Consider the following 22,380-nt stretch of genomic DNA (forward strand, 5'->3'; position numbering starts at 1 on the left):
TTGGTGCGGCGCGGAATAGTCCTGCGAGCCACAAATCACATCGGGAATCTCATGACTGCCATCGCCGATCCGAAGAAGTTTCTGACCAGCCTTTTCGATGCCGCTGTTGCGGCTGCCGATCCTGAACTGGTGATCCGCGCCAATCTTCCAGCCAAACCGAAGGGGCGCACGATTGTCATCGGTGCGGGCAAGGGCTCGGCGCAGATGGCGGCGGCTTTTGAGCGGGCATGGGAAGCTCCTCTGGAGGGCGTGGTGGTCACCCGCTATGGCTATGGCGCGCCCTGCGAACGCATCGAGATCATCGAGGCTGCACACCCAGTTCCCGATGCAGCAGGGCTTCAAGCCTCGAAGCGGATGTTCGATGCCGTATCGAACCTGACAGAAGACGACCTCGTGGTGGCACTTGTTTCCGGTGGTGGCTCCGCCTTGTTGCCGTCGCCGCCGGAAGGGCTGACGCTTGAGGATGAAATCGCCGTCAACAAAATCCTGCTCGCTTCCGGTGCGCCGATTTCGGCAATGAATGCGGTCCGCAAACACCTGTCGACGATCAAGGGCGGCAGGCTTGCCGCAGCCGCACATCCGGCAAAAGTGTTCTCGCTGGTCGTCTCGGATATTCCGGGCGACAATCCGGCCTTTGTGGCCTCCGGCCCGACTGTGCCGGACGAGACAAATCGCGACGAGGCGTTGAAAATCATCGAACGCTATCGGCTGGAATTACCACAGGCGGTACTTGCCCACATCAAGAGCGAAGCTGCCCACGCACCGAAGCCGGGCGACAAGGTTTTCGCAGGCAATGAAGTGCGCGTCATCGCCTCGGCTGCCGTTTCGCTGGAAGCGGCAGTGAAGGAAGCCGCGCGCCACGGCGTCGAAGCGGTGATCCTGTCCGATGCGATGGAAGGCGAGGCGCGGGAAGTGGCGCATGTTCATGCGGCGATTGCCCGCGAAGTGGCTGACCGCGACCGCCCGTTCAAGAAGCCGGTGGTCATTCTGTCAGGCGGTGAAACGACAGTCACCATTCGCGGTAAGGGCGGTAAAGGCGGGCGCAACAGCGAGTTCCTGCTGTCTTTCGCTCTCGACATTGATGGTTATGAAAATATCCATGCGCTTGCCGCTGACACGGATGGCATCGACGGTTCGGAAGACAATGCGGGAGCCTTTGCCGATGGTTCCACAGTTTCACGCTTGCAAAAGGCGGGCGAGGATGGCGCGGCGCGGCTCAATGCCAATGATGCATGGACGGCATTCGACGCCATCGGCGATCTGTTCGTACCGGGGCCAACCGGCACGAATGTCAATGATCTGCGGGCTATTTTGATAGTGGCTTAGTTTCGTCGTCGAGCAGGATGCGATTGGCGGCTCCATCCAGATCGTCATACTGGCCGTTTTTCAACGACCAGAGAAAGGCGACAAGGCCGAGCAGGCCTAGAAACAGCGCGATGGGAATGAGAAAGAGAAGTCCGCTCATTTGTGCGCTTCCTTGATGACGGCAACAGGCGCGATTGTCTTTTGCGTCTGCTGCTTTTGTTTTCCGGCCCGCAACCGCAAGGCGTTGCTGACGACCACGATGGAAGACAGCGACATTGAAAGTGCAGCCACCAGCGGGGTGACAAAGCCGAAAATCGCTATCGGCACCGCTATGATATTATAGCCGATGGAAAGCGCAAAATTCTGGCTGATCAACCGGCCCGCTTCCTTCGAGACCGCAAAGGCAAGCGGCACCGCCGACAGGCTTTCGCGCAGGAAGACGAAATCGGCGGCATTGCGGCCAATATCGGCAGCGGTCGCCGGGGCCATGGAAACATGGGCGGCGACGAGGGCCGGAGCATCGTTCAATCCATCGCCGACCATCAGGACCTTGCGACCTTCGGCCGACAGTTTCTGCACCAGTTCCGACTTGTCGGCGGGCAATACCTCCGCCTGGAAATTATCGATGCCGAGATAACCCGCAAGCTTCTGCACGGCAGGCAACCTGTCACCCGAAATGATACTAAGCTTCAGCCCATTGCGCTTCAGTGTGGCGATCGCTCCGGCAGCGTCTTCACGCGGCTGGTCTTCGAAGCGGAAGGCCTCAACCAGTTTTCCATCGATGGAAAGGCAGGTTTCGGGACCATCGGCGTGAGGTATGGCGGCGCTATTGTCTGCCCAGTCGCGCTTGCCAAGTCGATAGATGGAGCCGTTCAGTTCCGCTTCGATGCCTGCTCCCGGCACTTCCTCGATACGGGTAAAGGCGGTCATCGGTTTTGCACCCGAGAACAGCGCAAGCGCCCGCGACAGAGGATGACGCGAATAAAGCGACAGCTCGGCGGCGATTTCCAGATTGTGGGGATCGATGGCGTCGACATTGATCAGGCGTGGCTGACCGAGGGTCAAAGTGCCAGTCTTGTCGAAAATGGCGGTATCGACCTCGGCCATCCGCTCCATGGCGGAGCCGTCCTTGATCATGATGCCGTTTTCAAACAGGCGGCGGGCCGCAACCACCTGAACGATTGGTACCGCCAGCGCCAGCGCGCAAGGGCAGGTGATGATGAGGGTACAGATCGCGATATAGATTGAACGATACCAGTCGCCGCCGGTGTAGATCATCCAGCCGACAAATGCCGCAAAGGCAATGGTGTGAACCATCGGCACGTAGAGTTCGGATGCGCGATCGGCAAGACGACGGTAATAGGCGCGCCCGCCTTCGGCGACATCCATCAGCCGCACCATTTCGGCAAGGAAGGAATCCTTGGCTTCCGCCGTCGCCCGGATGATGAGCGGTGTGGATAGATTGAGCGTGCCGGCGCGAATATCCGATCCGGGGCCAACCGGGACCGCATCGCTTTCACCCGATGCAATGGCGCAGTCGAGTTCCGAGCGGCCTTCTTCTACCTTGGCATCGACAGGCACCCGTTCGCCCGCCGCAAGAATGATGCGCATGCCGGGGCGGATTTCGTTGACCGGCAGGTAGTTACGTTCGTCATTCTCACCGATCACCACGGCGCCACGGCTGCCGAGCTGCGCCAGACCGCGCACCGCAGAACGTGCCCGCGCCCGCATCATATAATCGAGCGTGCGGCCGATCAGCAGGAAGAACAGCAATGTTACCGAGGCATCGAAATAAGCGTGCTGGCCATGATGCAGGGTTTCATAAACGCTCATGCCGAAGGCAAGCGTGATAGCGAGCGCGATCGGCACATCCATGTTCACGCGCCCTGCGCGCAGCGCATTCCACGCGGAAACATAGAAAATCCGGCCTGAATAGATCAGCGTAGGCAGGGCGATAAGGCCGGAAATCCAGTGAAACATATCGCGTGTTGCGGCGTCGGCGCCCGACCATACGGCAACGGACAGAAGCATCACATTACTGGAAGCGAAGGCAGCGACGCCAAGCGCGATCAGAAGGCGCGTGAAGGTAGGGTCTTTGTCCTGCGCCATGTCGAAGATATGCGCTTCGTAACCGAGCCTGCGCAACGGATCGACCACATCGGGCGGTGTCTCGCCGTCTTTCCAGCGCACGGTCACGCGGCGTGCCGTCAAGTTGACGCGGACATAGGCAACGCCGGCGATCTTGCCGAGCGTCTCCTCGATATTCTTGATGCACAGGCCGCAATGAACACCGGGAACCGACAGGTCGAGCTGCCGAAAGCCGTCACCGAGCGCACGGCTTGCGATCTGCATTTCATCCGCCGAAACGGCCTGAACAACGGTTGCTATCTGAGCATTCTCGACGCAGCAGCTCATAGTATTCTACCGTCCTTCACCAGAACGCGAATGATATGGCGATAGGGGTCTTCAAGACCATAGTCTTTACTGGCATCGGCATTCACTTCCATGATCCAGGCACCTTCGCCAAGTTCAAGCGGGGCAGTCAGTGTGCCGGTTTCGCGGGTGGTGAGCGTGACCTTGGTGTCGTGTTCGTCACCGACAGGGCGTTTGAATTCCACCGTGCCGCCCGTCATGATGACGGCCTTGCCTTCATGATCAGTCAGCTTCCAGGTGAAAACGCCGTTTTCAAAAGCAGGCTTCGACTGCCAGTTCAGCGCGGCCTGCTCCTTGCCGGTCTGGGCTTTGTCGTTGAACTCCTGACTGGCGACATAGGTGTTCTTCACCACCAGCCCGCTCCAGCTATGGATAGCGTTATAGGCCATGGTCAGGTTGACGGCGATAATGACACCGAAGAAGGCGAGCATGATGCCCAGCATATGCCAGCCGGTAAAAGTGCCCGAGGTTTTCGACTTGATCGACATTATCTGCCCTCCGGTGCCATGAAAGTTGCCTTGTAGCGGGCGTGTTCCGCGCCGTTTGCGTCACGCACCTCGATCTCATAGTCCTTGCGATGATCGGTGATCGCATTATGCGGCATGGTGACGAAGACACGCAACGTCTTCAGACGGTCGGGTTCCACCGGTATATCATAATTGCCGTCTGCATCCGACGCTTCATCCTGAACGGTCAGTGTCGCGTCGGGCAGGCCCTCGATGGAAAGACGGAAGGTGCGCGGCGTCGGGATCATGTTGAGCAACTTGACCGTATAACCGTTGCGGATCGAGCCGTCCGACAGAAGCACATATTGCGGGGTGCGGTCGTGCAGCACATTGATGCCAATGCGCTGACGCATGGAGAGCGAGATCACCAGTGTGAGTCCGATCAGCGCCCAGACGATGAAATAGAAGATGCTGCGTGGACGCAGAACTTTCTTCCAAGACAGGTTCTGCACCTTGTCCGAGAAAGTGTTCGGCGCTTTGTAAACACGTGCGGGGTCGATGGGAGCCGTACCGTTATTGGTCGCTAGCGCCATGTTGAAGTCGTAATCGGCCAGTGTCGCATAGGAGATGAGACCACGCGGTTTGTCGATCTTGTCCATCACGGAATTGCAGGCGTCTATGCACAGCGCACAGGTGATGCATTCCAGTTGCTGGCCGTCGCGAATGTCGATCCCCATCGGGCAGGCGGCGACACAGGCATTGCAATCCACGCAATCGCCCACGGTTTCGCCGGTAGCAATGGCTTTCTTTGAATGGCGTGAACGCGGTTCGCCACGCCAGTCATTATAGGTGACGGTCAGGGAATTCTCATCCAGCATAGCGGCCTGGATGCGCGGCCAAGGGCACATATAGGTGCAGACCTGCTCGCGCATCAGTCCGCCGAATATATAGGTGGTGGCGGTGAGGATGGCGACGGTGAAATAGGCGACAGGTGCGGCCTGACCTGTCACAAAATCCGTAAGCAGCTTCGGCGCGTCGGCGAAATAGAAAATCCATGCGCCACCGGTCAGCGCGCCGATCAGAAGCCACGCGGAATGTTTTATCACCCGCTTCCAGATCTTGTCGAACGTCCATGGGCCCTTGTCGAGCTTCATGCGCGCATTGCGGTCCCCTTCGATGGCGCGTTCGACGACCAGATAGAGATCGACCCAGACGGTCTGCGGACAGGTGTAGCCGCACCAGGCGCGACCCGCGACAGAGGTCACGAGAAACAGGCCGAGGCCTGCCATGATGAGAAGGCCTGCGACGTAGTAGAATTCCTGCGGCCAGATTTCGACGAAGAAGAAATAGAAGCGGCGGTTGGCAAGATCGATCAGCACTGCCTGATCGGGAGCATAGGGCCCGCGATCCCAGCGCAGCCAGGGCGTCAGATAGTAGATGCCCAGCGTAATGAGCATGACAATCCATTTGAAGCGCCGGAACTCGCCCTGCACGCGCTTCGGAAAAATCTTCACCCGCGCCGCATAAAGCGACTGGCGGATATTGGGGGAATTGACTGCCTGAACGTCAATGCGCTCGACATCGTCTGACATTTGCCTTGCTCCTGAAGCGTGATCCCGGAAAGACAGAAGCTGGTTTTCCGGAATGATCGCACTTGCAACAATTGAGAGCGGGGTGGTTATTCGCCGTCCGTTCCAATGCAGTGGTTTGAACTTTGCCCCGACCTGCCGTTTAAGCCGGGAACACCGAGAGCATTTCTTGTTTAAGATGAAACGTTAGAAATGCTCTATCTATTTGTTTTAACGCATGTCTTTATCCCAAAATCGGTTCCCTCTTTCGGGAGATATGCTCTGGTCCCCGCATCGGTTCCGATGCGGGGACCAGTTATTATTACTCACCGCCGCCCAGCGAATGGACGAAGATGGCAAGCTGTTTGACGGTCGCATCGCCGAGGCGTGTTTCCCATGCGGGCATGACACCATGCTTGGGATGCGAGACCTGACGCACGATGGCGTCCTCGCCGGAACCGTAGAACCAGATTGCGTCCGTCAGGTTCGGTGCGCCGAACTCGCGCAGGCCCTTGGCATCCGCACCATGGCAGACAGCACAGTTCTCAGTGAATACCTTCTGCCCTTCCGGCACCATTTCAGGATTGTGCGGCGTGCCGGAGAGGCTGACCACATAAGCGGCAACATCGCGGATCTGCTGCGGTTCCAATACGTCGACAAATGCCGGCATTTCGGAAACGCGCGTGTCGGCATCATCCTTCGAACGCACGCCATGACGGATAGTCGTCAGGACGTCGTCAATGGAACCGCCCCACAACCAGTCGTCATCGTTGAGGTTCGGATAGCCCGGCGCTCCTTGCGCGCCAGAGCCGTGGCACTGGACGCAGTTGACGCGGAAGGCAGCAGCGCCACCGGCAATCGCATATTGGCGAAGGTTTTCGTCCGCCAGAATCTCGTGCACATCCTTGGCCTTGATCTGGTCGATGATGCCTTGACGCTCGCTATCGACCCTGGCGGTTTCTTCCCAGAAAGTGCCACGGCTCGACCAGCCAAGCATGCCTTCCGTGGAGCTGGAAATCAGCGGCCAGGCCGGATAGGCGATCACGTAGGCAAGCGCCCAGAAGATGGTTGCATACCAAGTCCACAGCCACCAGCGGGGCATCGGATTGTCTAGTTCCCTGATGCCGTCCCATTCGTGTCCGGTTGTGGGTACGCCGCTGACTTCATCGATCTGTTTGTCAGTCATTTTTGTCGTCCTTGAATGGAATTTCCTTCGCTTCATCGGCTTTCTTTTTGCTTCCCGGACGGAAAGCAAAAAGAATGACAAAGACAAAGAAGAGCGCCATGGCAAGCAGGCCCCAGCTATCGGCGAAAGTGCGTAGGGTGTTGTAATCCATCGCTAAATCTCCGCTTTATCTCGCCTTGGGGGACTGATCGTAGATCGAGAAGTCAACGAGGGTGCCGAGCATCTGGAGATAGGCGATGAGCGCGTCCATCTCCGAGATCATCTGCGGATTGCCGTCGAAGTCGCCGAGCTTGGCCTTGGGGTAACGTGCCTCGATGCCGGATGTATCGGCGTCGGGAGAGGCCTGTGCCTTCAGATCGTCAAGCGCGCTGTCGATCATTTCCTGCGTGTAAGGCACGCCGACTGCCACATTGGCTTTCAGATTGCCTGCGATGTTGGAGGCGTCCAGCGGACGGTTCTTCAGGAAAGCATAGCTTGGCATGACCGATTCCGGCACAACGTCGCGCGGGCGGACAAGGTGCTGCACGTGCCACTCGTTCGAGTAGCGGCCACCGACGCGCGCAAGGTCAGGCCCCGTGCGCTTCGAACCCCACTGGAACGAATGATCGTACATGGATTCCGCAGCCAGACTGTAATGGCCGTAGCGCTCCACTTCGTCGCGGAACGGGCGGATCATCTGGCTGTGGCAAAGATAGCAACCTTCACGCACATAAACGTCGCGGCCCGCAAGTTCCAGCGGCGAGTAGGGGCGCATGCCCTCCACTTTCTCGATGGTGTTTTCGAGATAGAAGAGCGGTGCGATTTCAACGATGCCACCGACCGTGACCACGGCGAGCGATGCGATCAGCAGCAGCGTTGCGTTTTTCTCCAGCTTGGAGTGGTTCTTTAGTATCGACATAAATCACACGCTCCTTATTCGGCAGGCTGCATGGCTGCACCGGCAACGGCCCGGGCACCGCCCATTGGCACTTCGTTGCGCAGATTGCCGCGAATGGTCTGATAGACGTTCCAGGCCATCACGAGGCCACCGGCGAGGTAGAGCACGCCGCCAAGCGTACGGATGACGTAGTATGGGAACATGGCGAGCACGGTTTCCGCGAAGGAATAGACGAGGAAGCCCTGATCGTCGTATTCGCGCCACATCAGGCCCTGCTGAATACCGGCAACCCACATGGCTGCCGCATAGAGAACGATGCCGAGCGTTGCCAGCCAGAAGTGCCAGTTGACCATGCGGATCGAATAGAGCCGCTGGCGGTTCCAGAGCTTCGGTGCGAGATAATAGACGGCGGCAAACGAAATCATGCCGTTCCAGCCAAGTGCACCCGCATGAACGTGACCGATGGTCCAGTCCGTATAGTGGGACAGCGAATTCACGGCCTTGATCGACAGCATCGGGCCTTCAAAGGTCGCCATGCCGTAGAAGGCGATAGCTGCAACCATCAGGCGGATGATCGGATCGGTACGAACCTTGTCCCATGCGCCCGAAAGCGTCATCAGACCGTTGATCATGCCACCCCAGGACGGCATCCAGAGCATGATCGAGAACACCATGCCGAGCGTCTGCGCCCAATCGGGAACGGCGGTGTAATGCAGATGGTGCGGACCAGCCCAGATATAGAGGAAGATGATCGACCAGAAGTGCACGATCGACAGACGGTAGGAATAGACCGGACGTTCTGCCTGCTTCGGTACGAAATAGTACATCATGGCCAGGAAGGGGACGGTCAGGAAGAAGGCGACGGCATTATGGCCATACCACCACTGCGTCACGGCATCCTGAACGCCGGAGAAAGCAGAATAGCTCTTCACGCCGAGGAAGGAGACGGGGATCGCCAGATTGTTGATGATGTGCAACATGGCGATGGTGATGATGAAGGACAGGTAGAACCAGTTCGCCACATAGATATGCGGCTCCTTGCGCTTCAGGATCGTGCCGAGGAAGACGACCAGATAGGCGACCCAGACGATGGTGAGCCAGATGTCGACATACCATTCCGGTTCGGCATATTCGCGGCTCTGTGTGATGCCGAGCAGATAGCCGGTTGCAGCCATGACGATGAAGAGCTGATAGCCCCAGAACACGAACCATGCGAGATCGCCGCCGATCAGGCGCGCGCGGCAGGTGCGCTGCACGACATAGAATGACGATGCGATCAGGATGTTGCCGCCAAACGCAAAAACAACTGCAGAAGTGTGCAGCGGGCGCAGGCGACCGAAGTTCAGATAGGGTTCCAGATTGAGATCGGGAAAGGCCAGCTGCGCGGCGATAACCACACCGACCAGAAAGCCGGTCACACCCCAGAAAACCGTTGCGATGACACCGTAGCGGATCGGTCCGTCCATATAGGTGGACTGGTCGACCTTTTTCGGCGTCAGGCCGTAATCGGCATTTCGCATCAGAAGAATGGTGAAGATGGCCAGTGTAACGAACAGAATCCACATATGGGTTCTGAACAGCTCATCATGGGAGAATCCGGCCAGAAGCACGGCAAAAAGTGCCCCCAGACCGGAAAGGACTGTTCCAGCGGCGTAGTTCATGAAATCCCCTCGCAGCGCATAACAAGAGCCGTCTCGGATGAGACAGCAATAGCGATAGGTTCCCTATCTGCGTTCTGGATGCAAGTGTCATTGATCTAAATCAAAGACAGCTGCCAAAAGACCCGAAAAATGGGGGCGAGGCGGCATTCTGTGAACTGTTGCAAATGACTTTCAATTGCAAATTATAGAAGTCAGCAGATGCGCCAACGGCAATCCAATTGTAGCGGTGTTATGTCATCCGACAAATTTGCCTGGCACGACAATCGACGCGCTTAGTCCCCCTTGCGGGCGATTGTGCAGCTGCAGTTCGCCGCCCATCCGTTCCGTCGCCATTTTCACGATCGCAAGACCGAGGCCGCTGCCGGTTTCGTTGCGATGTGCGCCGCGAAAGAACCGCTCGGTCACGCGCGGCATTTCGCTTTCAGGAATGCCCGGCCCGCTATCCTCGACAGTGAGCCTGAGCTTGTCCGCTTCGGTTTCGATCCGACAATGCACTGTGCCGTGCTCGGGCGAATGATTGACGGCGTTTTCGATCAGATTGCGGGCGGCGAGCGTGAAGAGGTGCGGGGAGGGCAGTTGCGCCGGTGGGATAGGGTCCGGCAGTTCGATGGAGATGCTGCGCTGGGCTGCGAGCATCCGCATATCCGTCGAAATCGAAACCAGAAGCTGGCGCAACGGTTCAGGCACAGGGCTATCCATTTCGTCGCCGGTTTCCAGCGCCGCGAGATCGAGAAGCTGGTTGACGAGGCGGCTGGTGCGGTCGACGCCCGCCGCTATCTGGCGCACCGCATTGGCGCGCATTGTTTCGTCCTTTGCACCTTCGGCAATCTGCGCCTGCGTCTTCAGTCCGGCGAGCGGTGTCTTCAATTCATGTGCAGCGAAGATCGCAAAGTTGCGCTCACGCTCACGCGCTTCCTCGACGCGATGGAAAAGTCCGTTCAGCGCGGTGACGGCAGGCGCGATCTCCTTGGGCAGGTTCTGTTCGGGAAGCGGGCGCAAATCCTCTGCCTGCCGTTTGGAAAGCACGGATGCAAGACGGCTCAGCGGATTGAGACCGCGCCGCACGCAGAGCCAGATCATCAGCGCCAGAACGGGCAGCATCAGCAGGGCTGGCAGCACAAGACCCGTCACGACATTTTGTACCAACCTGTCGCGAACACTCAGACTATCGCCGACCATGACACGCAGGCCAAGCTGGGTATTTTCTACGGCGAAGACGCGCCATCGGTCACCCGCAACTTCCGTGTCGGAAAAGCCGTTTGCGACATTGGTGAGCCGTACGCCAGGCGCACTTTCAGACCGTCCCAAAAGCTTACCGTCAAGCGCCCATATCTGGCAGAATAGCTGTCGGTCATAGAGTGGAAAATCCGGCATCGGTTTCAACGACAATTGCCCGCCGTCGCCTTCCGGCCCAACCTCCACACGATGCTCGGTCAGAAGCGAATTGACCATACGCGCGGCTTCCATCAGACGCGCATCAAGCACTTTTTCAAGCTGTGACTGGGTGCTGATGTGGATCCATATGACTGCGAAAAGCCAGACGATACAGGTGACGCCGATCAGGATGCCGGTCAGGCGGCTGCGAATGGAATTCATACGTTTGCCCCTGCCAGACGGTAGCCGACCCCGCGCACCGTTTCGATATAATCGGAACCGAGCTTGGAGCGCAGGTGGTGGATATGAACTTCCACCGCATTGCTTTCCACCTCTTCCTGCCAGCCATAAAGCGCTTCTTCCAGCGAGGATTTGGAGAGAGTGGCGGTCGGTCGTTCCATCAAGGCGCGCAGGATCGAGAATTCGCGCCGGGTCAGCCTGACGGGTTCTCCATGGAAACGCACCGACATCTCCGCCGGGTCGAGTTCGACGCCGCGCCATTCAAGCAGGGCATTTGCGCGTCCGGCACCGCGTCGGGCGACCGCACGCACGCGGGCGGCAAGCTCATGCAGATCGAAGGGCTTGCCGACATAATCGTCGGCACCTGCATCCAGACCGGCAATGCGCTCCGGCACCTGATCGCGGGCGGTCAGCAGCAGAACCGGCGTCTCGTCGCGACCGCGCCGCATCGTCTTGAGAATATCGAGCCCTGAGCCGTCGGGCAGCATCAGATCGAGCACCACGGCGTTGTAGTTCTGTGCGGCAAGGGCGGCTTCCGCATCGCCGCAATTCGAAACGGCATCCACGGTAAAACCGGCAAGCCCCAACCCTACAGTCAGTCCGTCGAGGAGGATCGTGTCGTCTTCTACCACGAGTATGCGCATGAGTTCCTGTTTCTGCCCTTATTGACAATTAGAAGCACGCGAGCTTTTCACCGCGCCACCTTAAGGCTGCCTTAAGGTGGCCGGAGCATTCGCCTTTTGCAACATGATCAATTTGCACCGAATCGAATTTATGCGGAAAATCGTAATGCGTTTCTTTACGAGCCTTGCCGGCTTATTCATCAGTTTGTTTCTGGCGCTCGGCCCGGCATTGGCAGCGAATCCGCTGCCGGTCGATCAGGCTTTCCGCCTCAACGTAATGAAGGATACGGATGGCCGTCTGGTACTCAACTGGCAGATTGCGGACGGTTACTATCTTTATCGTGATCATATAGAGGCAAAGGACCATCAGGGAAATGCGCTTGCTGTCGACACGCAACCCGGTCAGCCCAAGGACGATCCGAATTTCGGGCGACTTGAAGTCTATTACACCCATGCCACAGCGAGCATCAAAACAGATACACAGCCGCTGGAACTGACCTATCAGGGCTGTCAGGAAGACGGCATCTGCTACCGTCCGGAAACTCGAACCGTCGATCCGGTCACACTCGCAATATCCAGCGAAATGGGGCAGAAGGCCAAGGCGCTGACCCAGACATCGGTCTTTGCACCGGCTGCTGTGCCACCCGTGGAGCAGAATACGGCGTTTGCTCTGGCGCCCGAAAAGGGTATGGTCGAAGGGCTGCTCGATCAGGGCGGCACCGGGCTGGTGATCGCGGCATTTCTGGCTTTCGGTGTTCTGCTTGCTTTCACGCCCTGCGTTTTCCCCATCTATCCCATCCTTGCCGGAACGCTGGCACGCGAGGGTGAAAAGCTGACAGCAAAGCGCGGCTTCGTGCTTTCTGCCGTCTATGTCGTCAGCCTGGCGCTAGGCTTCGCCGTGGTTGGAGCGATAGCAGGCTGGTCGGGACAGAACCTGCAGATGGTGCTGCAATCGAAATGGACGGCGCTCGTGCTGGCCGGAATATTCACGCTTCTGGCGCTCTCCATGTTCGGCCTGTTCCAGATCCAGCTTCCAACGTCCTGGGTCAGCGCAATTTCGTCGCGTACTGGCCCCCATGGCCAGCAGCGAACAGGTTCCAAGCGTTCCGCTGCCATTCTCGGTTTCTCGTCGGTCTTGATTGTCGGCCCTTGCGTGACAGCACCGCTTGCAGGCGCGCTGCTCTATATCGCGCAGACGGCTAATGTCGCGCTGGGTGCTTCCGCGCTGTTTGCGCTCGGCATCGGCAAGGGGCTGCCGCTCATTGCTTTCGCCACGCTTGGCGCGGGTACGTTTCCGCGTGCAGGTGCATGGATGGAAACGGTGAAGCAGATTTTCGGCTTCGGTTTTCTGGCTACCGCAATCTTCATGGCCGCTCCGCTTCTGCCACCCGGTGTTGATATGGTGCTGTGGGCGCTTCTGCTTTTCGGGACTGCAAGTTTCGCATTTCTCAGGATTCCGGGGCGCAGCATAGTCGCACGCACGATCGGTACGGCAGCTTTGGTTTACGGTGTCATTTTGATGCTCGGCGTGGCTTCGGGCGGAAAAGACCCGTTGCAACCGCTGGCCGCATTCGCTAACCGTGGCGGCAACCAGAATCTGGCCGCGCTGCAATTTGCGCCGGTCGAGACTGTTTCTTCCCTTCAGGAGAAACTTGGCAAGGCGCGCGGCGACAAGCCGACGCTTATCTATTTCACGGCGGACTGGTGCGTAAGCTGTTCCACTGTGGAGCGTCGGGTTTTGCCCGACGCAAGCGTGAAGAAGGCACTTGATGGCTATCAGCTCGTCAAAGCGGATATTTCGCAACTCACCAGTGGCAATGCCGATCTGATGGCAAAGCTTGGTGTGGCGGGTCCGCCGACGATGATCTTCTTCAATCGCATCAGCAAGGAACTGGAGGGGACCAGATTGGTGGGCGATGTCACAACCGCCTCTATCGAACGTTCGGCCGGCCTTGTGAATGCCGACCAGAAATAAAGGATTTTAAGATGGACCGGGGGCTGGGGTTTTGACCGTAGTGAATGAAAAGCGAAATGCGCGGAGAACGCTGTTGCGGATGGCCGTGATGGCCTGTCTGCCTTTTGTTGCCGCAGCATGCACGACTGCATCCGCGGATCGGCCGATTGCCGTCACCATGCCGCAGCCGGTTGCCTTCAAGCCGGAACCTGTTGCAGTTGAACCGGCGCCGGAAGTGCAAACGGCCAAGAGCGAATTTGAGAGCATGTATGGCGCGGTGAATGATCGCGGCAATCTCATTCCGGCACTCGATCTCAACAAGATCGCGGATCGCAATCTGCGCCGGGAAGTCGATTATGCCACGACCGAACCGGTCGGGACCATCGTGGTCGATCCCTATGCGCGCTACCTCTATCTCGTGCAGCCGGGCGGCAAGGCAATCCGCTATTCGGTGGGGGTCGGTCGCGCCGGTCTGACTTTCTCAGGTGATGCGAAGGTCGCCTACAAGTCGCAGTGGCCGCGCTGGACGCCGACAGCCAATATGATCAAGCGCAATCCGGAGCATTACGCAAAATACGCAACTGGCCTTGAGGGCGGCATCCGCAACCCACTTGGTGCCCGCGCGCTCTATCTTCACCGCGATGGCAAGGACACGCTTTACCGCATTCACGGCACCAACGAGCCTTGGTCCGTGGGCAAGGCTGCATCGTCCGGCTGCATCCGTCTCTACAATCAGGATATCCTCGATCTCTACAAGCGTGCCACCCCCGGTGCGCGTGTCGTCGTGTTGGATAAGGCCCAATCGGGCAAAGGAGCAAGCTCATGATGAACCGTCGTCAGATACTGGCCGCAACGGCAGCCGGTGCCGCAACGATTGCGATTTCAAGCGGCGAGAGCCTTGCGCAGCGCGTTCCGACGGTTGCGGAAGTGCTTTACGACAAGGAAATCCCGGTTCTGGGCAATCCGAACGGCAATGTGACCATCGTGGAATATTTCGACTACCAATGCCCTTACTGCAAGAAGGGGCATGGCGAGCTGATGCGCGTGATCAAGAATGACGGCAATGTTCGCCTTGTCATGAAGGACTGGATCATCTTCGGCGACACGTCGGCTTATGCCGCGCGCCTCGTTCTGGCTGCGGAAAAGTCCGGCAACTATGTGAAGGCCATGGAAGCGCTGATGGAAACGCCGGGTCGTCTCACGCCGGAACAGGTAGATGCAGCACTGAAGAAGGGCGGGCTCGATCCGGCAAAGCTCAATGCAGCCTATAAAGCCGATTCAAAGCGCATCAATGCTATTCTTGAACGCAATATGGATCAGGGCGAAGCCTTCAATTTTGGCGGCACGCCTTCCTTCGTTATCGGCACCAAGCTTTATGGCGGTGTCATGAAGGAGCCGGAACTGATCGAAGCGATCAAGGATGCGCGAAAGTCTTGAACGGACACGATTGACGAAGGGCGGAGGTGAAAAAGCTCCGCCCTTTCTGATTCAAAACGGATAATGCTGCGGGCCTTCAATCGTGATCCAGCGCAGATCGGTAAACTCGTTAATGACGGCCTTACCGCCGAAACGGCCATAACCGGAAGACTTCACGCCGCCGAAAGGCATTTGCGCTTCGTCGGCAACCGTCGGGCCGTTGATGTGACAGATGCCGGTTTCAAGCTTTTTCGAAAGCGCCAATGCCCGTTTCACATCCTGACTGAAGATCGCCGATGAGAGACCATATTCAGTATCGTTCGCCACGCGGATTGCCTCGTCGGCATCCTTGACGCGGATGATGGGTTTCACCGGTCCGAAGGATTCCTGCGCATAGATGTTCATATCCGGCGTCACGTGATCAATGATCGTCGCCTCGACGATTGAACCATCGCGCTTGCCGCCTGCCAGAACCTTGCCGCCTTTCGCCACCGCATCCTTGATAAGGGCGTCCATGCGCTCGGCTGATTTGAGGTCGACCAGCGAACCGAGAACGACATTGCCGCGCGGGTCACCAGCAGGCAGGGATCTGGCCTTGGCGGCAAGCTTTTCCGCGAAGGCGTCGGCCACCTTCTCATGCACGATGAAGCGTTCCGTGGACATGCAGATCTGGCCCTGATTCATGAAGGCACCAAAAGCCGCGGCATCGACCGCCTGGTCGAGGTCGGCATCGTCCAGCACGATGAAGGGCGCCTTGCCGCCCAGTTCCAGCAGCACCGGCTTGAGATGCTCAGCGGCCTGTTTGGCGATGATTTTGCCGACATGGGTGGAGCCGGTGAAATTGATACGGCGGATGGAAGGGTGGGCAACAAGGGCCGCAACGATTTCCGGCGCGTCCTCAGGTGCATTGGAAATGACATTGACCACACCGGCAGGGAAGCCTGCATCGTTGAGCGTCTTGACGATCAGGTGATGAACGCCGGGGCAGGATTCGGATGAGCGCAGGATGACCGTATTGCCGCAGGCAAGTGCGGCTGCGATAGCGCGGACGCCCAGAATGATCGGGGCATTCCATGGTGCCATGCCAAGCACCACGCCAACCGGCTGGCGCACGGCCATGGAAACGATACCGGGTTTGTCGGAAGGGATGATCTCGCCGGTAATCTGTGTTGTGAGCGCTGCGGCTTCGCGCAGCACACCAGCGCCAAGATGGACGTTGAAGCCCGACCAGGGGGCGGTTGCACCGGTCTCTTCAAGCATGAGACGGGTAAATTCTTCGGCCCGGCTTTCCATCAGGTCAGCCGCCTTGTTCAGAAGCGAACGACGTTCGGTCGGCCCCGTTTCAGACCAGCTTTCAAAGGCTTTCGCGGCAGATTTTGCAACCGCATCGACATCGGCGAGGTTGGCCGCAGGCGCGGTGGTGGCGACCTTTCCGGTGACCGGGTCCTTGCGGTCGAACGTCTTGCCCGATGCAGATTGAGTTTCCTTGCCATCGATGATGAAGCCGATTGTCGTCATGGTCTTCTCCCTGTTTACCTTTCTCATCATGGTATAAAAGCTGGGAGCTTGCATGATCCTTATTTGTGAACAGACTGTGCAACAGCGCTGTTTCGAATTTGAAAGCAAGCAGCGGAGTGTAGCTTCGACACGGTGGCATTAGCCTTCCTTCATACTCATATTGAAGGAATACGGACATGAACCTTATGACCTTGAAAACCCACGACCCTGATGAAAATCGCTGGCAGAAGGTGCTCGACCGCGACAAGACGTCGGACGGTGCATTTGTCTATGCGGTGCGCACCACCGGCGTCTATTGCCGTCCATCATGCCCGTCGCGGCGTGGAAAGCGCGAAAATGTACAGTTCTTCGACGCTTGCGAAGATGCGGAACGCGCCGGTTTCCGGCCATGCATGCGCTGCAAGCCGCATCTCTCCGAGACACTGGCGACACAGAACAGCATCCGTTATGCCGATATGGTTGCGAGCGCCTGCCGCTTCATCGAGACGGCGGAAGAAGTGCCTTCCCTTGAAGAAATAGCGGCTTCCGTGAAGGCGAGCCCTGCCCATTTCCATCGTGTATTCAAGGAATTCACGGGGCTGACCCCGAAAGCCTATGCCGATGCGCATCGCGCGAAGAAGATGCGGGAGGCGCTCGATGCGCCGGAAATCCGCGTAACTGACGCCATTTATGATGCCGGCTACAATTCCAGCAGCCGCTTCTATGAGGCTTCGGACGGGATTTTGGGAATGACTCCAAAGGCTTACAAGCAGGGTGGCAAGAACGCGGATATTCGTTTTGCCATCGGCCAGTCGACGCTCGGCGCCGTGCTGGTTGCTGCAAGCGGCAAGGGGGTCTGTGCCATCTGGATGGGCGACGACCCGGAAGAACTGATCCGCGATCTGGAAAAGCGGTTTCCGCAAGCCAATCTCATCGGCGCGGACCGTGAGTTCGAGGATATGGTGGCCGAAGTGGTCGGTTTCGTCGAAGCGCCACGCATCGGCCTCGACCTGCCGCTCGACTTGCAGGGAACCGCTTTTCAGCAACGCGTCTGGCAGGCATTGCGTGAAATTCCGGTCGGAAAAACAGTAAGTTACACTGAAATTGCCGAACGCATCGGTGCGCCGAAATCGGTTCGGGCGGTGGCACAGGCCTGCGCGGCCAACAAGATTGCTGTCGCGGTTCCGTGTCACCGGGTGGTGCGCAACGACGGCGGCATCTCCGGCTATCGCTGGGGCGTCGAGCGCAAGCGCGATCTCCTGAAGCGGGAGAGCCAGGCATGAACGGAAATGAACCCTTGCAGGCGGAAAATGTCGCCGCTTACGACTGGCAGAAAATTGGCGCCGAGCTGGACGAGTTCGGCGCCGCAACTCTCAAAAACATAATTTCGCCACAGGATTGCCGCGAATTGGTCGCCGGTTACTACAATTTGGCCGCATTTCGAACCGTTATTTCGATGCGAAAACACGGTTTTGGGCGCGGAGAATACAAATATTACGCAAATCCCATTCCTGCCTTAATTTGGAATCTGCGCCAGAAGCTCTATCCGCAGCTTGCGCCCATCGCCAATCGCTGGAGTGAGAGGCTGGGTTCGGATGTCCGTTTTCCGCCGACCCACGACGACTTTCTGGACCGGTGCCACGCAGCAGGGCAGACCCGCCCGACACCGCTCATCCTGCAATATGTCGAGGGCGACTATAATTGCCTGCATCAGGATATTTACGGCGATATCGCTTTTCCCTTGCAGGTTGCGATCTTGCTTTCCGAGCCGGAGAGGGATTTTACGGGTGGGGAATTCGTTTTGACCGAACAGCGTCCGCGCATGCAAAGCCGGGCGGAAGTCGTGCCGCTCCGGCAGGGCGATGGTGTGGTTTTCGCGGTCAATGATCGCCCGATGCAGGGCTCACGCGGCGATTATCGCGTCAAAATGCGGCACGGTGTCAGCCGTATCCGTTCCGGCCAGCGGCATACGCTGGGCATAATCTTTCACGATTCCAGATAGAGGTTGAAACCGACGTTTCGATGGCCTTTGATCGCGGCAAAATGATCGAAGGAGTCGAATATGAGCGTGACCATCTACGGTATCAAGAACTGCGACACGATGAAGAAGGCGCGCACCTGGCTTGAAGACCATGGCATCGACTACGCATTTCACGATTACAAGAAGGAAGGGCTCGACGGCGAAACGTTGGACCGCTTCCTGAAAGATATTGCGTGGGAACAATTGCTCAACCGGGCAGGAACCACGTTTCGCAAACTGCCGGAGGAGGAACGCCAGAATGTAGATGCCTCCAAGGCACGAGCGCTGATGCTGGCACAGCCTTCGATGGTCAAGCGTCCGGTTCTCGACAAGGGCGGAAAACTGACGGTCGGTTTCAAGCCGGACCAGTACGAAAACTTCTTCAAGCCTTGAGGCCGAAGAGCGCTGCCATAGATAGCTGCCGATAGGCTGATGGAGGGATCGATGCGGCAGCGCGCGAATAAGGTCGTTCAGCAATGGTCTGCGAGCTGGCGCGATTCCCTGATCGCGTCCTTTGCAGGCGGTGTCGCATGGCTGATCTGCCAACTGGCTCTAGGGCAGCCGAAACCCGTTTTTGCCATGGTCACGGCTGTGATTTGTCTGGCGCCGAACCTGCCCAACCATGGCAAGCAGGCGATAGGGGTGATGGTCGGCGTCACGACCGGTGTTCTGGTTGGGGAACTTTCGCTGCTCTTGCCGGAAACTGTTCCGGTCTTCCACACAAGCATCGTGACCTTCGTTGCCATGGTTCTGGCGACGTCTTTCGGCATGGCTCCGGCCATTGCCATTCAGTCGGGCGTCTCGGCAATTCTGGTTCTCGCCATGGGGCCTCAGGTTGCAGGTGTGACGCGCTTGATCGATGTGCTGGTCGGTGCCGGTGTGGGCTTGCTGTTCAGCCAGATATTGATGACGCCCAGCCCCGTACTTCTGATCGACAAGGCCGTTCGCGGCTTGCTGGACCGTCTTGCGAACGGGCTCAAACAATCGGCTGTAGCACTTGAAAAGCAGGACCTCGCAAGGGCCCAGAGTGCGATCAATCAGTTCACTTCCGCCCACCGGGCGGTGATCGCATTGGGCGACGGCATCGCATTGGCGCGCAGCAATGCGCGCTGGTCGCTGCGTGGGCGGCTGGTGGCGCGTGAGGTTACGGAAATGGCGGGCCGGTACGACCGGCGCGGCATCCGTCTTTACGCATCGGCGCTTCTGTTCGGGGAAGCACTTGGCAATGCGCTGCGAAAGAAGGAGGCGCCGCCGCCGCCCTGGCTGATGGAAGCCTTGCAGGTGGTCATTGCCAATTGCGAGCTTGAGGAAGGGCAGGAGCCAAGCCGGATTCCTCCCATGCCAAAGGACATTCCGTTCGGCTGGCGCGATTGCGCACACCGGCTGGCATCGGTTCAGGACACGCTTCTGCACTTCCTGCATTCCGATATTCCGGACAGTCTTCCCGTACCCAAACGGCAGCAAAAGCAGGACGAAGCCCCAGCTTGAAGATTTTCAGAGAAGCGACCGCACATGATGCGCCAGCTCATCCGCCGCCTGCCGGGCGAGCCTGGGGCGGTTCTGCCAATCGTCAAACGCCGCGCCGCGATAGGCTGCCTGCCCAAGTGCAAGGGCAGAAGCGGTTTCGGACGAAACAAGCGGCAATGCCCATTCGGCGGCTGCATCTTTCGGGGTAAATTTCCCGGTTTCGAGTGTGTACCACATGCGCGCAAGCGTCAGCAGCACATTGCGCTCGTCACCTGGAAGATTGCCAAGCAGGCCGGACAACGCATCGGCAATGGCCCTGCGAACATCTTCACGTGGCACTTCCGGCAGAATATGTTCCCGTGCCGGGCCGACGAGGCTTACTGCTTCCTGACCGGCTTGCGCGAGCACCAGTGTGTATTCTGGATCAGCGTGCGGTTGAGGCACGGTTCCCGCCTCGAATTCGTCGCGCAGCCATTCTCCATAGATGAATGCACAACGCGCAGGATAGCTGAGAGCGGCGAGATCCTGCTGCAAAAAGATCATCACCTCCAGACATCTGGGTGTTCCGGGACTGGCCGGATGCCGACCCGATATCTGCATGAGCCGGTCGACGAGATGCGCGCTGGTTTCCAGTGTGAGAGGCTGGTCGCTGACCGCCAGCAGATCGACATCGCTATTGGGCCGAAGACCGCCATTCACGGCAGAGCCGTGCAGATACACAGCCTGCAAGGATCGTCCCAGACACTCCCGCAGAACGGTTAGAGCTCTTGCTGCTTCGTCTGGGATTTTTGTGTGATTTCCGTCCATAATTCGTAGATACTGTGCTCGGCGGACATATACAATAAAGGCGGAACGTAGAGAGTGTTTTCCCTTTTTTCACGCCGTCGAGATTTCCCGTCTTTCCTGAATATGGTCGATCAAGCCCCATTCGAGACCTGCTTCCGCCGTCATGAAATTATCGCGGTCGAGCGCACGCTCCACCTCTTCATAAGTGCGCCCACAATGTTCGGCATAAAGACGCGTCATCAGCCGCTTGGTTCGTTGTGCTTCCTCGGCATGGATAAAGATGTCTGATGCCTGCCCCTGAAAACCACCGGAGGGCTGGTGGACAAGAAGGTTTGCGTTGGGAAGTGCAGCGCGGTGACCGGGCTCACCGGCCATCAGCAGGAAGGAGCCCATCGAGCGGGCCGTGCCCATGCAAAGCGTGTGCACCGGCGCACGGACATAGCGCATCGTGTCATAGATCGCGAGGCCGCTGGTCACAACGCCGCCCGGCGAATTGATATAGAGGTTGATCGGCTGTTTGGAATTTTCCGCTTCCAGAAACAGCAATTGCGCGCAGATAAGTGCGGACACGGTGTCGTTCACTTCGCCATTGAGAAAGATGATCCGTTCGCGCAGCAGGCGCGAATAGATATCGAACGACCTTTCGCCACGACTGGACTGTTCCACGACCATAGGGACGAGTTGCATCGTTTCGCGCATCGGCGAACTCCTCTCTTCCAGAAATTGGGGGACTAGAGCATTTCCAGCAAAAGTGCGAAGCGGTTTTGCGTAGGATAATGCGTAAAAACAAAGAGATAGAGCGGTTCCAACGCTCTGGTTTAACTGGAACCGCTCTAGGCGGCGCGCATCAGCGGTGCCCTGTTGCTGTTTGCGGCAACCGCTGCGGCACGTTTCAGGCGCGTGTCGTTCAGCTCATGGATGACGCGCAGATAGGTGCCGCCGGAAATGCCCGGTACAATGCGGAACGTGACCAAGCTTTCCAGAAAGGGCGGTTCGCTTTCCCGTATCCGGTAGCTTATTTCCTCGCCGGGCTTGCAGGATGCGGGCTCCGGCTCCGCCAACGCCTCGGACGGAAGCCAGTTTTCGCGAAACTCCGGAATGCTGATCGCCCGCCACACTTTCTGCGGCGCGGCATCCAGCTCATATTCCAGCTCAATGCCCTTTTCGCGTGGTTCTTCCTGCCGGTCGGTCATTGGTCCATATCCTTCAGCAAGGTTTTGAGAGCGTCGATACGTTCCGGCCAGTAGGCACGATATTTCGCAAGCCAGTTGGCGATGAGTGTCAGCCCGTTCGGATCGACTTCGTAATTGACGAAGCGTCCCTCACGTTCCTCACGCACCAGCCCTGCACCGCGCAACACCGCGAGATGCTGCGACATGGCGGGCTGGCTGATCTCCATGCCTTCGCGCAGCGCACTGGCATTCATGCTGCCCGATGCCAGCTTCTCGAAAATCATCCGGCGGGTCGGGTCGGCAAGCGCCCGAAATATATCGTTCTCGTTCATGCAATCACATAAGCACGCACTTA

The 22,380-nt window shown here is 58.1% G+C and carries 23 protein-coding genes; 8 read left to right on the top strand and 15 right to left on the bottom strand.

All coding sequences use genetic code 11. The annotated features are described in order from the left end of the window. Positions 1 to 51: 51 nt before the first annotated feature. Positions 52 to 1,326: a glycerate kinase type-2 family protein gene (locus CQZ93_RS02025; RefSeq protein WP_105541102.1), complete on the top strand. Its 1,275-nt coding sequence runs from the start codon at positions 52 to 54 to the stop codon at positions 1,324 to 1,326. On the opposite strand, the gene ccoS is transcribed toward CQZ93_RS02025, so the two are convergent. From ccoS to CQZ93_RS02075, 10 genes are all read right to left on the bottom strand, one after another. Then, a complete protein-coding gene (gene ccoS, locus CQZ93_RS02030) occupies positions 1,307 to 1,465 on the bottom strand; it encodes a cbb3-type cytochrome oxidase assembly protein CcoS (RefSeq protein ID WP_105541103.1) in 159 nt (52 codons plus the stop codon). The two genes, CQZ93_RS02025 and ccoS, sit on opposite strands and share 20 nt — an antisense overlap. Next, the gene (locus tag CQZ93_RS02035) at positions 1,462 to 3,720 is read right to left on the bottom strand and encodes a cation-translocating P-type ATPase (RefSeq protein ID WP_105541104.1); all 2,259 of its coding nucleotides are present in this window, start codon (positions 3,718 to 3,720) and stop codon (positions 1,462 to 1,464) included. The genes ccoS and CQZ93_RS02035 overlap by 4 nt, the downstream gene beginning before the upstream one ends. Further along, complete coding sequence (locus tag CQZ93_RS02040) at positions 3,717 to 4,226, bottom strand: FixH family protein (RefSeq protein ID WP_105541105.1); 510 nt, start codon at positions 4,224 to 4,226, stop codon at positions 3,717 to 3,719. Before CQZ93_RS02040 ends, CQZ93_RS02035 begins: the two co-directional genes overlap by 4 nt. Then, entirely contained in the window at positions 4,226 to 5,776 is a 1,551-nt protein-coding gene (gene ccoG, locus CQZ93_RS02045; RefSeq protein WP_105541106.1) for a cytochrome c oxidase accessory protein CcoG, read from the bottom strand. Before ccoG ends, CQZ93_RS02040 begins: the two co-directional genes overlap by 1 nt. A gap of 298 nt (positions 5,777 to 6,074) precedes the next feature. After that, positions 6,075 to 6,938 (bottom strand): cytochrome-c oxidase, cbb3-type subunit III, encoded by an 864-nt coding sequence (gene ccoP, locus CQZ93_RS02050; RefSeq protein ID WP_105541107.1) that lies wholly within the window; start codon positions 6,936 to 6,938, stop codon positions 6,075 to 6,077. Next, positions 6,931 to 7,089 carry a CcoQ/FixQ family Cbb3-type cytochrome c oxidase assembly chaperone gene (locus CQZ93_RS02055; RefSeq protein WP_024896091.1) on the bottom strand — a complete coding sequence of 53 codons (159 nt, stop codon included), beginning with the start codon at positions 7,087 to 7,089 and terminating at the stop codon, positions 6,931 to 6,933. The genes ccoP and CQZ93_RS02055 overlap by 8 nt, the downstream gene beginning before the upstream one ends. 15 nt (positions 7,090 to 7,104) lie before the next feature. Beyond that, positions 7,105 to 7,836: a cytochrome-c oxidase, cbb3-type subunit II gene (gene ccoO, locus CQZ93_RS02060; protein ID WP_105541108.1), complete on the bottom strand. Its 732-nt coding sequence runs from the start codon at positions 7,834 to 7,836 to the stop codon at positions 7,105 to 7,107. Positions 7,837 to 7,850: 14 nt separating this feature from the next. Continuing rightward, positions 7,851 to 9,476 carry a cytochrome-c oxidase, cbb3-type subunit I gene (gene ccoN, locus CQZ93_RS02065; RefSeq protein WP_105541109.1) on the bottom strand — a complete coding sequence of 542 codons (1,626 nt, stop codon included), beginning with the start codon at positions 9,474 to 9,476 and terminating at the stop codon, positions 7,851 to 7,853. Between the two features lie 234 nt (positions 9,477 to 9,710). Then, positions 9,711 to 11,072, bottom strand: coding sequence for an ATP-binding protein (locus CQZ93_RS02070; protein WP_105541110.1), 1,362 nt, complete (start codon positions 11,070 to 11,072; stop codon positions 9,711 to 9,713). Then, complete coding sequence (locus CQZ93_RS02075) at positions 11,069 to 11,734, bottom strand: response regulator (RefSeq protein ID WP_105541111.1); 666 nt, start codon at positions 11,732 to 11,734, stop codon at positions 11,069 to 11,071. Before CQZ93_RS02075 ends, CQZ93_RS02070 begins: the two co-directional genes overlap by 4 nt. A 145-nt stretch (positions 11,735 to 11,879) precedes the next feature. On the opposite strand from CQZ93_RS02075, the gene dsbD reads away from it, so the two are divergent. From dsbD to CQZ93_RS02090, 3 genes are all read left to right on the top strand, one after another. Beyond that, entirely contained in the window at positions 11,880 to 13,688 is a 1,809-nt protein-coding gene (dsbD, locus tag CQZ93_RS02080) for a protein-disulfide reductase DsbD (protein ID WP_105541112.1), read from the top strand. A gap of 79 nt (positions 13,689 to 13,767) precedes the next feature. Beyond that, positions 13,768 to 14,493: a L,D-transpeptidase gene (locus tag CQZ93_RS02085; RefSeq protein WP_105541113.1), complete on the top strand. Its 726-nt coding sequence runs from the start codon at positions 13,768 to 13,770 to the stop codon at positions 14,491 to 14,493. After that, entirely contained in the window at positions 14,490 to 15,104 is a 615-nt protein-coding gene (locus tag CQZ93_RS02090) for a DsbA family protein (RefSeq protein WP_105541114.1), read from the top strand. The genes CQZ93_RS02085 and CQZ93_RS02090 overlap by 4 nt, the downstream gene beginning before the upstream one ends. 51 nt (positions 15,105 to 15,155) lie before the next feature. Here the strand turns inward: CQZ93_RS02090 and CQZ93_RS02095 are convergent, their stop codons facing one another. Next, positions 15,156 to 16,601 carry an aldehyde dehydrogenase gene (locus CQZ93_RS02095; RefSeq protein ID WP_105541115.1) on the bottom strand — a complete coding sequence of 482 codons (1,446 nt, stop codon included), beginning with the start codon at positions 16,599 to 16,601 and terminating at the stop codon, positions 15,156 to 15,158. 176 nt (positions 16,602 to 16,777) lie between these two features. On the opposite strand from CQZ93_RS02095, the gene ada reads away from it, so the two are divergent. From ada to CQZ93_RS02115, 4 genes are read left to right on the top strand one after another with little or no spacing between them, the layout of a single operon-like run. Next, positions 16,778 to 17,863: a bifunctional DNA-binding transcriptional regulator/O6-methylguanine-DNA methyltransferase Ada gene (ada, locus tag CQZ93_RS02100; RefSeq protein WP_105541116.1), complete on the top strand. Its 1,086-nt coding sequence runs from the start codon at positions 16,778 to 16,780 to the stop codon at positions 17,861 to 17,863. Next, on the top strand, positions 17,860 to 18,582 hold the full coding sequence (locus CQZ93_RS02105; RefSeq protein WP_105541117.1) for a 2OG-Fe(II) oxygenase: 723 nt from the start codon (positions 17,860 to 17,862) through the stop codon (positions 18,580 to 18,582). Before ada ends, CQZ93_RS02105 begins: the two co-directional genes overlap by 4 nt. A gap of 60 nt (positions 18,583 to 18,642) precedes the next feature. After that, positions 18,643 to 18,993, top strand: a complete 351-nt coding sequence (locus CQZ93_RS02110; protein ID WP_105541118.1) for an ArsC family reductase — start codon at positions 18,643 to 18,645, stop codon at positions 18,991 to 18,993. 51 nt (positions 18,994 to 19,044) lie between these two features. After that, positions 19,045 to 20,088 carry an FUSC family protein gene (locus CQZ93_RS02115; RefSeq protein ID WP_105541119.1) on the top strand — a complete coding sequence of 348 codons (1,044 nt, stop codon included), beginning with the start codon at positions 19,045 to 19,047 and terminating at the stop codon, positions 20,086 to 20,088. A 6-nt stretch (positions 20,089 to 20,094) separates the two neighbouring features. On the opposite strand, the gene ant(9)-Ic is transcribed toward CQZ93_RS02115, so the two are convergent. From ant(9)-Ic to CQZ93_RS02135, 4 genes are all read right to left on the bottom strand, one after another. Beyond that, entirely contained in the window at positions 20,095 to 20,874 is a 780-nt protein-coding gene (gene ant(9)-Ic, locus CQZ93_RS02120; protein ID WP_105541120.1) for an aminoglycoside nucleotidyltransferase ANT(9)-Ic, read from the bottom strand. Between the two features lie 69 nt (positions 20,875 to 20,943). Then, a complete protein-coding gene (locus CQZ93_RS02125; protein WP_105541121.1) occupies positions 20,944 to 21,552 on the bottom strand; it encodes an ATP-dependent Clp protease proteolytic subunit in 609 nt (202 codons plus the stop codon). 134 nt (positions 21,553 to 21,686) lie between these two features. Beyond that, positions 21,687 to 22,046 (bottom strand): SRPBCC family protein, encoded by a 360-nt coding sequence (locus CQZ93_RS02130; protein ID WP_105541122.1) that lies wholly within the window; start codon positions 22,044 to 22,046, stop codon positions 21,687 to 21,689. Continuing rightward, on the bottom strand, positions 22,043 to 22,357 hold the full coding sequence (locus CQZ93_RS02135) for an ArsR/SmtB family transcription factor (protein WP_105541123.1): 315 nt from the start codon (positions 22,355 to 22,357) through the stop codon (positions 22,043 to 22,045). Before CQZ93_RS02135 ends, CQZ93_RS02130 begins: the two co-directional genes overlap by 4 nt. Between the last annotated feature and the right edge of the window lie 23 nt (positions 22,358 to 22,380).

It is taken from the genome of Ochrobactrum vermis (genome assembly GCF_002975205.1).
Classification (GTDB): domain Bacteria; phylum Pseudomonadota; class Alphaproteobacteria; order Rhizobiales; family Rhizobiaceae; genus Brucella; species Brucella vermis.

What these genes read in the sequence shown, in the direction of transcription:
- CQZ93_RS02130 (WP_105541122.1), bottom strand. Translation starts at nt 22,046, where the DNA reads ATGACCGACCGGCAGGAAGAACCACGCGAAAAGGGCATTGAGCTGGAA.
- CQZ93_RS02055 (WP_024896091.1), bottom strand. Translation starts at nt 7,089, where the DNA reads ATGGATTACAACACCCTACGCACTTTCGCCGATAGCTGGGGCCTGCTT.
- ccoP (WP_105541107.1), bottom strand. Translation starts at nt 6,938, where the DNA reads ATGACTGACAAACAGATCGATGAAGTCAGCGGCGTACCCACAACCGGA.
- CQZ93_RS02115 (WP_105541119.1), top strand. Translation starts at nt 19,045, where the DNA reads ATGCGGCAGCGCGCGAATAAGGTCGTTCAGCAATGGTCTGCGAGCTGG.
- CQZ93_RS02125 (WP_105541121.1), bottom strand. Translation starts at nt 21,552, where the DNA reads ATGCGCGAAACGATGCAACTCGTCCCTATGGTCGTGGAACAGTCCAGT.
- CQZ93_RS02110 (WP_105541118.1), top strand. Translation starts at nt 18,643, where the DNA reads ATGAGCGTGACCATCTACGGTATCAAGAACTGCGACACGATGAAGAAG.
- CQZ93_RS02095 (WP_105541115.1), bottom strand. Translation starts at nt 16,601, where the DNA reads ATGACGACAATCGGCTTCATCATCGATGGCAAGGAAACTCAATCTGCA.
- ccoG (WP_105541106.1), bottom strand. Translation starts at nt 5,776, where the DNA reads ATGTCAGACGATGTCGAGCGCATTGACGTTCAGGCAGTCAATTCCCCC.
- CQZ93_RS02135 (WP_105541123.1), bottom strand. Translation starts at nt 22,357, where the DNA reads ATGAACGAGAACGATATATTTCGGGCGCTTGCCGACCCGACCCGCCGG.
- ccoN (WP_105541109.1), bottom strand. Translation starts at nt 9,476, where the DNA reads ATGAACTACGCCGCTGGAACAGTCCTTTCCGGTCTGGGGGCACTTTTT.
- CQZ93_RS02090 (WP_105541114.1), top strand. Translation starts at nt 14,490, where the DNA reads ATGATGAACCGTCGTCAGATACTGGCCGCAACGGCAGCCGGTGCCGCA.
- CQZ93_RS02105 (WP_105541117.1), top strand. Translation starts at nt 17,860, where the DNA reads ATGAACGGAAATGAACCCTTGCAGGCGGAAAATGTCGCCGCTTACGAC.
- CQZ93_RS02070 (WP_105541110.1), bottom strand. Translation starts at nt 11,072, where the DNA reads ATGAATTCCATTCGCAGCCGCCTGACCGGCATCCTGATCGGCGTCACC.
- dsbD (WP_105541112.1), top strand. Translation starts at nt 11,880, where the DNA reads ATGCGTTTCTTTACGAGCCTTGCCGGCTTATTCATCAGTTTGTTTCTG.
- CQZ93_RS02085 (WP_105541113.1), top strand. Translation starts at nt 13,768, where the DNA reads ATGGCCGTGATGGCCTGTCTGCCTTTTGTTGCCGCAGCATGCACGACT.
- ccoO (WP_105541108.1), bottom strand. Translation starts at nt 7,836, where the DNA reads ATGTCGATACTAAAGAACCACTCCAAGCTGGAGAAAAACGCAACGCTG.
- CQZ93_RS02035 (WP_105541104.1), bottom strand. Translation starts at nt 3,720, where the DNA reads ATGAGCTGCTGCGTCGAGAATGCTCAGATAGCAACCGTTGTTCAGGCC.
- ada (WP_105541116.1), top strand. Translation starts at nt 16,778, where the DNA reads ATGAACCTTATGACCTTGAAAACCCACGACCCTGATGAAAATCGCTGG.
- CQZ93_RS02075 (WP_105541111.1), bottom strand. Translation starts at nt 11,734, where the DNA reads ATGCGCATACTCGTGGTAGAAGACGACACGATCCTCCTCGACGGACTG.
- CQZ93_RS02040 (WP_105541105.1), bottom strand. Translation starts at nt 4,226, where the DNA reads ATGTCGATCAAGTCGAAAACCTCGGGCACTTTTACCGGCTGGCATATG.
- CQZ93_RS02025 (WP_105541102.1), top strand. Translation starts at nt 52, where the DNA reads ATGACTGCCATCGCCGATCCGAAGAAGTTTCTGACCAGCCTTTTCGAT.
- ccoS (WP_105541103.1), bottom strand. Translation starts at nt 1,465, where the DNA reads ATGAGCGGACTTCTCTTTCTCATTCCCATCGCGCTGTTTCTAGGCCTG.